The organism is Leptospira ainlahdjerensis (assembly GCF_016919175.1).
In the GTDB taxonomy this organism is placed as follows: Bacteria; Spirochaetota; Leptospiria; order Leptospirales; family Leptospiraceae; genus Leptospira; species Leptospira ainlahdjerensis.
This window is the reverse complement of sequence record NZ_JAFFPU010000024.1, coordinates 274,038-284,888: the sequence shown is the minus strand read 5'-3', so window position 1 is coordinate 284,888 and position 10,851 is coordinate 274,038. Positions and strand designations below refer to the sequence as shown.

The following is a 10,851-nucleotide window of genomic DNA, read 5'->3' as shown; positions in this document are numbered from 1 at the left end:
CCTAAAAAAACTAATCGCGAGAAAGCGGCCCTTGATCACGGTCGCCGGAAAAGTTGATTCCAATCCGGATATGAAACATTCTTTCCCTTCCGCACACGCCGCAAACTCGATGACAGCGGTCTTAATTCTTGTATTTTTATTTAAATTTTCTCCGGCCTTGATTCTTATCAGTTTCTTAGCCGGATTCGGAAGGTTGCTTTCTCTACATCACTTTGTAAGCGATGTGATCGGCGGATGGATCATAGGATCCATCTTCGGTGTAGTGGGATTATTTCTTGGAAGCGCTTTTCTTAGGTTTTGCTGCGCCTGATTTCGATCCAAGAGCATCTAACGTAAGCTTATGACGAATTTCCCCAGCGTGAGTGATCGCTGTGGATGAAAGAATTTCGTCGTTCAGGTCCAGATTGATTTTCTTTTCTTTAATCAACAACTTCAAAAAGTTAAGAACGTTCTTGCTAAACATTTTTGATGCATCGTTCGGAATCGATCCAGCCAGATTCTTATGACCAATCACTGTAACACCTTTTGGAGTTACTACGTTTTGACCGTGCTTTGTGTATTCGCAGTTTCCACCCATAGAAGAAGCAAGGTCGACCACTACGGAACCAGATTTCATATTATCCACAATCTTTTTCGTAATTAAAAGCGGAGCCTTTCTACCCGGAATCAATGCTGTTGTGATGATTACATCTGCTTTTTGTGCAAATTTATCAATCGCTTCTTGCTGACGCTTTTTGTATTCTTCGGTTTGTTCCACCGCGTAACCGCCAGCCGCCGCAGAATGCTGAGCGCCTTCCACTTCGACGAATTTTGCGCCGAGAGATTGTACCTGCTCTTTCACTTCCGGTCGAGTATCGAACACATCGACTACCGCCCCCAGTCTTCTGGAGGATGCTATCGCTTGAAGACCCGCCACACCTGCTCCGATAATCAACACGGAAGCGGGTGTGATCGTTCCGGCCGCTGTTGTGAGCATCGGGAAGAATCTGGCTAAATGAGAAGCCGCAAGAATTACCGCCTTATAACCGGCAACCGTCGCTTGAGAAGAAAGAACGTCCATAGACTGTGCTCTGGTAATTCTGGCAATCGCATCCAAACTGAGAACTTCCACTTTTTTAGAGGCAAGTTTCTGAATCGTTGGGGCATTCATAGCAGGCTGAAACATTCCGAGATAGATTGTTCCCGGTTTAATTTTTGCGAGCGTTGCAGGATCCGCTAGATGAAGACTCACAATGATATTAGATTTGCTGATGATATCTTGACGAGAAACGAGACTGGCTCCCGCTTTCTTATAGTCCTCATCATGATAAAAGGACTGTTCTCCGGCTCCCTTTTCCACCAGAACCGAAGCGCCGATCTTTTTTAACGCATCGATGATGTCAGGAGTTACGGATACTCTTGTTTCTTCTTTAGCTTCTTTTAGAATTCCAATATTCATAATTTATTCCCGGTGATATAAGCGTGTTCCGGACACGTTTCGTTAAGGTACGTCCAGATTTTCTTCGCGTAAATTTAATCCAAGTTATTTTTAAAGTATTCGATCGTTTTCCGAATTCCGTCAACGAGAGCGACCTTTGGTTCGAAACCCAAGTGTTTTCTTGCAAGGGTTAAGTCCGGTTTTCTTCGTGCGGGATCGTCCTGAGGTAAAGGTTTAAGAATGATTTTTGAAGAAGAGCCGGTTTCTTTCAGAACCAATTCCGCAAGGTCTCTCACCGTAAATTCTCCATCGTTTCCGAGGTTAACCGGACCTGAAAAATCCTCGGTATTCATCATGCGGATGATTCCGTTTACAAGATCATCCACATAACAAAAAGAACGAGTTTGCTCTCCGTCTCCATAAATGGTTATGTCTTCTTTCTTGAGAGCTTGAACAATAAAATTACTGACCACCCTTCCGTCGTCGGGAAGCATCTTCGGTCCGTATGTATTAAAAATACGAATCACTCTAATGTCCACATCGTGATTCCTCTCATAATCAAAACAAAGAGTTTCAGCAACGCGTTTCCCCTCATCATAACAACTGCGGATTCCGATCGGATTTACGTTTCCCCAGTAGGACTCTTTTTGCGGATGTTCCAAAGGATTCCCGTAGACCTCACTCGTGGATGCCTGAAGAATTCTTGCCTTCACTCTTTTAGCAAGACCGAGCATATTCATCATTCCAAGAACATTTGTCTTTATCGTTTTGATCGCATTCGATTGATAGTGAACCGGACTTGCTGGACAAGCCATGTTGTAAATCTGATCCACTTCCAGTTTGATCGGATCCGTGACGTCGTGTCTTATAAATTCGAATTTCGGATGTTTGAAAAGTTCTTCGATATTTTTCTTTCTTCCGGTATGCAAGTTATCAAGACAGATAACTTCGTTGCCTTCATCTAAAAGTTTGCTACAAAGATGGGATCCGATAAAGCCGGCTCCACCGGTAATAAGTATTCTTTTTTTGCTCATTGTTCTTCTTTTTCCAAAAATTCAGCGGGCAAGGGTTTTCCGTTTAAATCGAGTCCCTTACTGAAAAACCATTCCATAACTTCCGGAGTAACATCTCCGGGAAAAGGAGTTTCTGCATTTGCACCCTCGGGAAAGTGGAAAGAATCTTCTTCTAATAACGATTCCGAATCCTGAGATCCGGACTGGAAGACTTTCTTCACCGAGACGAATATGATGGATAAGCTAAAAAAAGACCAGAGGAGAGCAATCAAATATCCCAAGACAATGACTGATTTCGGAATGCTTTGAGAAGCGCTTGCGCCAGTAATCCACATCGCCATAATCCCGGCGTCGGTATAAACGATGTTACCGGTGAAATCTAAAAGATCGTATAAACTATAGAGAGTGATACTCGTTCCGATAAACACCAAAACAAAGTGGTTCATTTTAAGATTGAAAAATCCGAGTAAAACGAAGCCCAAACCCCAGAGGATTCCGGTATACTGTGCTAAGTTACCGGGTTTCGAATAAGAGATCGTCATAAGGAGAAGAATCGCTCCAAAAGAAATCAGAGTCGGACGGATCATTTTGCCTGAAAAACCCCGGTTCAAAAGAAAACCGCCGATCAAACAAGAACCGAGATATCCGGCCGAAACCACAAAAATAAATGAACCTTTTCCGGAACTCGGAATCGCAATCGTTTCTCCGGATTCGTTTCCGTGAAGTTCGATCGCATGTACGGTGCCGCCCGTTAAAAGCGCTGCGATAGCGTGTCCTATCTCATGAATAAAAACGATAAAATCTTTCAGGTAACGAACAAGATGATGATCCCAAAAAGAAAAAAGCGTAATCGCTATCGAAATAAAAATCGTTAGTCTTAGGAATCGATTCTCCATCCGTTTTCATTATCGGCAAAATTGGAAAGCCGGAGAAGTAAAATGAGCCGCTTCTTCTAAGAATTGATAGATTCGTTTATTTTAGAATTCAATTCGTTCTAAAATGTTTCAGAATATCTTTCAACTTGATCGCTTTATGAACCGATTCGTCGACCGTCAGTTTGATCTCTTCGGACGTTTTTGCTATCGACTCCGAGTTCTCCGCGATATTCTGCATGGACAATGCGATTTCATCGGAGGCCACTTTTTGAAAGCGAGAGGATTCCGTCACTGTTTCTCCGAGTCGATTCACCTGATCCGTATTCTTTCGGATCTCATTTAATTTTTCGGCTTGAGCGGCCAAGGATGCGGTTACGATCGTCGCGGAAGAATTCACTTCACCAATATAATCGGTTAATTCCTTTACGATCGATAAGGATTCTTGAAATTTTTCCGCACCAAAATCCACTGCTTTTGTTGTGTTTCCGATCAGACTTACGATATCTTTGATGGAATTTCGAGTTTGATCTGCAAGTTTTGAAATTTCTTCTGCGACTACGCTAAAACCTTTTCCGGCTTCCCCGGCTCTTGCAGATTCAATCGAAGCATTCAACGCAAGTAGATTCGTTTTTTCGGAGATAGAGGTAATGATTCCTATAATTTTGGAAATACCGTTCGAATATTCTTTAATCTCATCCATCGCAAGAATCGCTCTACTGAAAGTTTCTTCACTTTGAGACGCCTTCTGTTTTACAGAAGACGTTTGAGTCGAAAGAGTATCCATCGATTTCGAAACGTTTTGAATGGATTCGTTGACTTTTCCGATTCCTTCGTTAATTGCCGCCAATCCCGAAGACTGAAATTGAATCGATTTTACGATTTCCTCCAAAGTTGAGGAAAGCTCATGAGAAGCGGATGCAGTTTCTTCAACGGAAGTCGCTTGAGAATGGGTACTTGACTGAAATTTATCCGAAGATAAAGAAAGATATTTATAGAGCTCGTTATTCTTTTCGAAATTCTCTTTGATTTGAACCAACAATCCCCAGATGCTGATCACGAGAACCCTTAGCGTAGAATAAATTTCGGCCACCTCGGAATATTCTCTTCTCGCGGGAATCTCTATCAAAAAATTTCCGGCTACGATTTCCTTTTGAATTTTTATGATCTCTTGAATTCTCTTTCGATACCCGAGGATAGTAAGAATCAGAAGAATAATCCCGAAAGAACCACAAGTGATTCCCAACAAGGGAAGAAGAATAACACCTTTACCAATCCATTCGAAATTCGCAAATAGAAGCGGAACAAAAACGAGTAAACTGTAGATGAGAATTTTTCCTGCAAGACCCAACCTTTTGAGCAAGGACTTGATGATAACTTTAAATTTCCAGACAAGCGAATCCGTATTTTGCAATTCTCTAAAAAGAATCTCGGCCCTTGCAATTTGTTTTGCGGAAGCTTTCTTGCGAACGGACATATAACCGGTTACGATTCCGTCGCTCATTACCGGAGTAATGGTCGCGTCTACCCAATAGTGATCGCCCGACTTAGCGCGATTTTTTACGACTCCGTTCCAAGGATCTCCTCCTAGAATCGTTTCCCACATTTCACGATAAACAAACGGAGGAACATCTGGGTGACGAATTAAATTATGCGGCTCGCCTAACATTTCTTTTTCAGAAAAGCCGCTTATTTCCGCAAAATCTTGACTAACATAAGAAATTCTACCCTTTACATCGGTTCTTGAAATTAATACCGCACTCGGAGGAATTTGAATTTCTCGATTTGTGACCGGAAGATTTTTTCTCATTCGAATACCCTAACATTTACATCGCATAAAAAGGAATGGTTCCTATAAAGGAGAATTTTATTTTCGATTGGAAAAGATACCATTCTTTATAACAGCAAGAAATACGGTAAATTTTCGAATAATTATTTAAGAAATTTCTAATATAATACGAAAGGGTTAGATGAATCGGATTTCATTTAAGACATAAAAACGAGATAGGCTTGAATAAGACCAACGAAACCTCCCATTAAGGCTCCTAAAATAATCAAAGTCATTTCATCTTCTTTAAAAACTGAATGTAATAAGGATTCAAATTCATCGGCCGGCAACACGCTTAAACGATCTGCCACAGTTTTTTCAATTTGAAGCGAATCTGTGATATAACTTTGAATTCGATCCGCAACTTGTGGAATGATCCATAGAATGTGATCAGCAATTTTTATCTTGAGATTATCGATTCTTTCGGAACCAAAAAGAAGAGGGGCAAAAGGAGCCTTTTCTTTTAATTTATCTTCCGTCATTAATTTCGCTTTTTCAATCACGAGCTGAATGATCAGATCACCTCCTTTGCCTAAAAAAATTAGTCGGATTAAATTTTCTGGATTTAAGACGCGAGAAGCGATAACTGCGGCAAATTCCTTGGAAACTTCTTTTTGTCTTTTTAAGAACAAACCTTGATACCGAAATAATAGAAATCGTTTCGGCTTTAAGGGACGAAAGATCATAAGAATTGCAAGCCAATTGGTATAATAACCAACGGCGATTCCCATAATGGGCATTGTCCACCACTGATTAAAAAAATTGATGAACGCAACTTGAAACAATCCGATTAAAAAGCCAAAATAGATTCCGGAGCGAATGATAAAAGAAAACTCAGGACCGCCGCACCGCATGAACATCTCGACTAGAAATTTAGTATTCTTCCCGCTCAAGGAAACACGGATAATTTCATCCAGTTCCAAAACTTCATCAAGCTCTCTTCCAAAGGATTTATAAATCTGTTCGATCTGTTTCGGAATTTCAGATCGGATTTCTTTTTCCAAATCTTCCTTCAAAGAATTAGGAAGCAGAGACCATAAAGTCGGATTTTCTGCAACGATTACGTCGTGAACGATTTCTTTCGCTTTTTCTCTTACGATGTCGCGAATCGAATCGTTGATCTGATGAGGATCCACCCTCTCATACAATTCATGTGGGCGGACCACTTTGGATGTTAAAACCTTTCCGATCAAACTACTCATTTTTACAGCATGATTCGGAATGATTCCCTGCCATCCGAAATTGCCGATTCCAATAAAATCATTAGGATAGAAGATCATCTGAACGGCTATGTAATTGGTGATCCAACCCACGAAGGAACAAGTGAATAAAATCGAAATTATCTCAAACAGTTGCGGATGCTCACGAAGCAATTCCATCTTATAAATCCTATTATGACACGATCTTAAAAAGTATCGTAAGAATTCAGATCCGAAAAGTTAAAACAACTATTTTTTATTTCGCTTGTTTCGTTATAATCGAATCGTATCTTGGAGGAAGATGTTCCGTTTATAGAATTGTTCATTCGATATCGAAAGAGTGGGTTGTGAGTACAAAACTTTCCTTTTTAATTTCAGGCCTTTTTCACATTCTAATATTAACATCTTTTTTATTCTATAATCCGGATTCTTCCGTCAAATCCGACTTTAGAATTTTTTTGAAAAAGGGAAGCAGCGCTCACCTCACTTTCGAGTTTTCAAACGAAGGGGCCGGTAAGAATTCGAAATCAAATAAATTGGAAGATCGAAACGATTCCGGAACTATACAGAGAGAAATTGAAAAATTTAAGAATGAAATCCACTTTCCACAGGGAGCCCTGGAACAGAGATTGGAATCAGATTGTTCTTGGGAAGTAGAAATAAAACCTGGCGGTAAGGCCGAGATTTTCAAAACGTTAGAACCTTGTAAATATTCGGTTTTTGAAATAGAATTTAAGAGAGCTCTGAAAACCTGGAAGTTCAATCTCAAAGAAGGAACGAATTTAATCATTCCAGTTTCGTTTAAAGTAGATGATAAAGAATTCTGATCACAACGAATGGTATGCGTTGTATACCAATCCAAGGGCTGAAAAAAAACTTAAAAAACTTTTTCAGGAACGAAAGATTGAATGTTTTTTACCGTTGATTTCGAAAAAGAAAAAATGGTCGGATCGATGGAAGGTCGTGGAAGAGCCGATGTATCCTTCTTATATTTTTGTAAAAATTTCCTTTTTTGAAGATCGAGTAAAAGTTCTCCAACTGCCGGGGGCGCATCATTTTGTTTTCTACGCGGGGAAACCTTATGTGATTCCGAACGAGGATCTTCAACTTGTGAAAACTTTTTTGGAAACCTTTCCGGATAAAATCCAAATAGATATCCAGGAAAAACTTTCCCCCGGCAAAAAGGTTCTTATCAAAGAAGGACCTTTCGCCGGATATAATGCCGAAATTATACAAAGAAAAAACCAAGAGCAGATTATAGTCAAGTTCCCGGGAATGAATTTAATGACTTCAGTGACTCTGGATATTGAAAAGTTGAGACTGGAGGAAAATATTGGACCCAATTTTTGAAAAAATAACCAAAGCAATCGACACCGAAATAGAATCCATTTTGTATTTTAGAAAGAATCTGGATCCTTCAATTAAAGAAGCGATCGAGCTCATTCTTCAATCAAAGGGAAAGTTAATTGTGATCGGCGTGGGTAAATCGGGTGACGTCGGTAAAAAAATTTCTTCCACATTATCTTCGACAGGGACTCCCTCTATATTTCTTCATCCGGCCGATGCAGCTCATGGCGACGCCGGAATCATCGCAAACGATGACGTAGTTATCGCAATCGGAAAATCCGGCGAAAGTGAAGAGCTCCTCAACTTAATTCCAACGATCAAAAATATCGGAGCAAAGTTAATCGCGATGACCGCCAACGTCGAATCCAGACTCGCTAAAGAATCGAATGTAGTTCTGATAACGCCGGTTCTAAAAGAAGCCTGTCCTCTCGAATTGGCTCCGACCTCCAGCACTACGATCGCGCTTATTCTAGGAGACGCGATTGCGATGTGTCTTATGGAACTCAAGGACTTCAAAAAGGAGGACTTCGCTCTTTATCATCCGGCGGGAAGACTGGGAAAACGTCTCAGTCTCAAAATAGACGACGTTATGCGTCGCGATAAGGATTTGGCGAAGGTATCGCCGGATTCTAACTTAGAACAAATTTTAACGGAAATCACCGTTAAAAGACAAGGTGCGACCGGAGTTACGGACGCTTCCGGTCGGCTCTTGGGAATTATCACCGATTTCGACATTCGCAAAAAATTAAAAGACGGCGGACTGGATTCTTCAATTACCGCCAAAGAACTAATGAATTCAAATCCCATCGCTTTTCTTTCCGGTGAAAACGCATACGAAGTTCTCAAACAAATGGAATCGCGGCCTAATCCGATCTCCGTGGCCCCGATCATCGACGAACGAAAGGTTTTGATTGGAATCGTATCTATTCACGATCTCTTGCAGAAAGGCCTTTAAACCTGTGACTCGGAAACAATTTCAAATCGTTTTGACCGTCAGCGAAGATGAGTTCTTCGATCTAAAAGAACACCCTCATAGCGATTGGATCGAAATACGATTGGACCTTTTTACTCCTAAGGCTCTCAAAGAAAAACTAACGGCTCAAATCGATCGTTTGAATGCGAAATGTATCTTTACTTACAGACAAAGCGGAGATACGGATCAAATGCATCGGTCAAAAGAATCCGAAATCGATTTTGAAAGAATCTCGGACGGACTGCAAATTCAAAAACACTACTTAGATCTTGAGTTAAACCGGTCAAACGAACTCTTTGAGACTTTCGCGCAAAAAGGTTTCGGTTTGATCCGATCCGTTCATAAATTCGATGGAATTTTATCAGAACAAGAAATCAAAAACTGGATTCAAAATGATTCCTATCTCAGTGGTAAAAATTACGAAAGAAATCTTCCATTAATTTATAAGTTTGCGGTGTTTCCGAGTTCAGTGAAAGAACTCGCTGATTTTTTATCCGGCTTTTCCATCGTTGCAAACGATTACGAAGATAAGGATATTCACCTAACAGGAATTTGTATGGGAACGATGGGAATTCTTTCCAGAGTCTATCCGGAATTATTCGGATCTATTTTTACTTATTGTTGTTTGGACGAACCCAAGGCGCCCGGTCAAGTAGATCTCAAATCTTTGCTAAAACTTAGGAAAGAAGTAGATTTTTCTTAGGTTTTATCCAAGGCTTGTGAATCGAAATTTTTATCTTTTTCCGATCCTTTGGATTCTAAGAATTTTTTAAAAGATGACTTTCCTTTAAAACGATCAAATTCCTTTTCTTCGGCGGCGGTGGCCCAAATGGAAGGTTTCATATTCGCCGCAAGTCGGATGTATTCCATGGTCTTTTCAAGATCGTCTTTGTTCGCATAACATTTTGCTAGAAGATAGTAGGCTCCGGACGAACCTCCGACCTTTTCCAACATAAGAATCGCCTGATCAATTTTGCCGGTATAAAAATACGCTTTACCGAGATAAAAACGATATTCTCGTTCCTCCTCTTCACTTGATTGTACCGAATGAAAATATCTCAGAGCCTTCTCATATTCGCCGTGGTTTGTATAATAGCGCGCTAATTTTAGAATGCCGTCATTGTAGACGTCGGGAAGATTTTTGAATTCGGGATTATCCTTTTCCAACTTGGAAGCGATCTCTTTGAGAATTGTATATCCTTCGGCTTCTTCTTTATTCTGTATTTTGCAAAGAGCGAGATACATTCTAATTTCGTGAGTTCTTTCGCCGAATTCCAAAGCTCTTTCCGCAGTCTTTATGGAATTCTCGCAATCCTTCACTTCATACTTCAATTTTGTCAAACCGATTAGAGGTTGAACGGTTGCATTTGCCGAATAAGACTTTCTGTAGTATTTAGCCGCGTCTTCGTAACGTTTCATTTTATGATACGCCACCGCTTGGTTCAAGTTCGCATAATAGAGCATCTTTGAATTTCCGGCGTCGATTTTACTCTCGAGCTTATCCAACACTTGAAGAGCATCCTTATATTTTCCGTTACGAATCAGAATTACTCCGTATTTGTAGAGGTAATCCTGTTTTTCCGGATGGTCTTTCACAAGCCCTTCCAAAAGAGTTTCCGCCTTTTGAAATTCTTTACGATTCGAATAGATCAAGGAAAGATTCCATCTTGCGGATTCATTCCCAGGTTCCTTGTTTAGAATTTTTTGATAGTCCTCTTCCGAGTTAGGTCCGGAAGTTTCGACTTCTTCAGGATTTCGTTTCGGTTTATGATGAACTACGTGACCGGAAGAAAGCCTTTCCTCGGCTGTAGCCCTAATTTTTTGAATGTGGGTTAGATCCGGATCGATTCTCAAAACCCGATTTGAATAAGCGATTACTTCGTGATAATCCCTTTGATAATTAAAATAAAGAATGATCTTTTGATAACAGTTTACGAGATCTTTTTTTGGAAGATTCAGACTGACTGCCTTTTTAAAACTCTGAATCGATTTCGGATAATCCCTTCGATATTCGTAAATGTAACCCATGTACATCCAGGCTTCGCCGGAGGACGGATTTCCATTGTTAAATTTTTGAAACTCGTCGATTGCCTTCGCAAAATCCTTTCGGGCATAAGCCTTCTTTCCTTCTTTTAGATCCGCAAAAAGCGGATCTAAAACGAAAGTGAAAAGAATGAAAAAAAGAAGAATCCGGAAGTGCAT

Annotated in this window: 11 protein-coding genes; 5 read left to right on the top strand and 6 right to left on the bottom strand. The window is 40.3% G+C overall.

Going from position 1 to position 10,851, the window contains the following annotated elements; translation table 11 throughout:
* Positions 1-310, top strand: a 310-nt coding sequence (locus tag JWG45_RS06590) for a phosphatase PAP2 family protein (RefSeq protein WP_205278955.1), incomplete at its 5' end; no start/stop codon positions are given.
* Here the strand turns inward: JWG45_RS06590 and JWG45_RS06585 are convergent.
* The 5 genes from JWG45_RS06585 to JWG45_RS06565 form a co-directional block, all read right to left on the bottom strand.
* Positions 269-1,438 carry a Re/Si-specific NAD(P)(+) transhydrogenase subunit alpha gene (locus JWG45_RS06585; RefSeq protein ID WP_205278954.1) on the bottom strand — a complete coding sequence of 390 codons (1,170 nt, stop codon included), beginning with the start codon at positions 1,436-1,438 and terminating at the stop codon, positions 269-271. The genes JWG45_RS06590 and JWG45_RS06585 overlap by 42 nt on opposite strands.
* A gap of 74 nt (positions 1,439-1,512) precedes the next feature.
* Positions 1,513-2,451, bottom strand: a complete 939-nt coding sequence (locus JWG45_RS06580) for a UDP-glucuronic acid decarboxylase family protein (RefSeq protein WP_205278953.1) — start codon at positions 2,449-2,451, stop codon at positions 1,513-1,515.
* Positions 2,448-3,326 (bottom strand): M50 family metallopeptidase, encoded by an 879-nt coding sequence (locus JWG45_RS06575; protein ID WP_205278952.1) that lies wholly within the window; start codon positions 3,324-3,326, stop codon positions 2,448-2,450. The genes JWG45_RS06580 and JWG45_RS06575 overlap by 4 nt, the downstream gene beginning before the upstream one ends.
* Positions 3,327-3,414: 88 nt before the next feature.
* Entirely contained in the window at positions 3,415-5,112 is a 1,698-nt protein-coding gene (locus JWG45_RS06570) for a methyl-accepting chemotaxis protein (RefSeq protein WP_205278951.1), read from the bottom strand.
* A 176-nt stretch (positions 5,113-5,288) separates the two neighbouring features.
* Positions 5,289-6,509, bottom strand: a complete 1,221-nt coding sequence (locus JWG45_RS06565; protein ID WP_205278950.1) for a DUF445 domain-containing protein — start codon at positions 6,507-6,509, stop codon at positions 5,289-5,291.
* Positions 6,510-6,676: 167 nt separating this feature from the next.
* Here JWG45_RS06565 and JWG45_RS06560 point away from each other — a divergent pair, with 167 nt between their 5' ends.
* The 4 genes from JWG45_RS06560 to JWG45_RS06545 are packed head-to-tail and all read left to right on the top strand — an operon-like array spanning position 6,677 to position 9,352.
* Positions 6,677-7,156, top strand: coding sequence for an LIC_10042 family TonB-like protein (locus JWG45_RS06560; RefSeq protein ID WP_205278949.1), 480 nt, complete (start codon positions 6,677-6,679; stop codon positions 7,154-7,156).
* A complete protein-coding gene (locus tag JWG45_RS06555) occupies positions 7,140-7,679 on the top strand; it encodes a UpxY family transcription antiterminator (protein ID WP_205278948.1) in 540 nt (179 codons plus the stop codon). The genes JWG45_RS06560 and JWG45_RS06555 overlap by 17 nt, the downstream gene beginning before the upstream one ends.
* Positions 7,663-8,631 carry a KpsF/GutQ family sugar-phosphate isomerase gene (locus tag JWG45_RS06550; RefSeq protein ID WP_205278947.1) on the top strand — a complete coding sequence of 323 codons (969 nt, stop codon included), beginning with the start codon at positions 7,663-7,665 and terminating at the stop codon, positions 8,629-8,631. Before JWG45_RS06555 ends, JWG45_RS06550 begins: the two co-directional genes overlap by 17 nt.
* 4 nt (positions 8,632-8,635) lie before the next feature.
* Positions 8,636-9,352, top strand: a complete 717-nt coding sequence (locus JWG45_RS06545) for a type I 3-dehydroquinate dehydratase (protein WP_205278976.1) — start codon at positions 8,636-8,638, stop codon at positions 9,350-9,352.
* Here JWG45_RS06545 and JWG45_RS06540 read toward each other — a convergent pair.
* Positions 9,349-10,851: a tetratricopeptide repeat protein gene (locus JWG45_RS06540; RefSeq protein ID WP_205278946.1), complete on the bottom strand. Its 1,503-nt coding sequence runs from the start codon at positions 10,849-10,851 to the stop codon at positions 9,349-9,351. The two genes, JWG45_RS06545 and JWG45_RS06540, sit on opposite strands and share 4 nt — an antisense overlap.

Coding starts and splice junctions, on each gene's coding strand:
- JWG45_RS06575 (WP_205278952.1), bottom strand. CDS start 3,326: ATGGAGAATCGATTCCTAAGACTAACGATTTTTATTTCGATAGCGATT.
- JWG45_RS06585 (WP_205278954.1), bottom strand. CDS start 1,438: ATGAATATTGGAATTCTAAAAGAAGCTAAAGAAGAAACAAGAGTATCC.
- JWG45_RS06570 (WP_205278951.1), bottom strand. CDS start 5,112: ATGAGAAAAAATCTTCCGGTCACAAATCGAGAAATTCAAATTCCTCCG.
- JWG45_RS06565 (WP_205278950.1), bottom strand. CDS start 6,509: ATGGAATTGCTTCGTGAGCATCCGCAACTGTTTGAGATAATTTCGATT.
- JWG45_RS06555 (WP_205278948.1), top strand. CDS start 7,140: ATGATAAAGAATTCTGATCACAACGAATGGTATGCGTTGTATACCAAT.
- JWG45_RS06540 (WP_205278946.1), bottom strand. CDS start 10,851: ATGCACTTCCGGATTCTTCTTTTTTTCATTCTTTTCACTTTCGTTTTA.
- JWG45_RS06580 (WP_205278953.1), bottom strand. CDS start 2,451: ATGAGCAAAAAAAGAATACTTATTACCGGTGGAGCCGGCTTTATCGGA.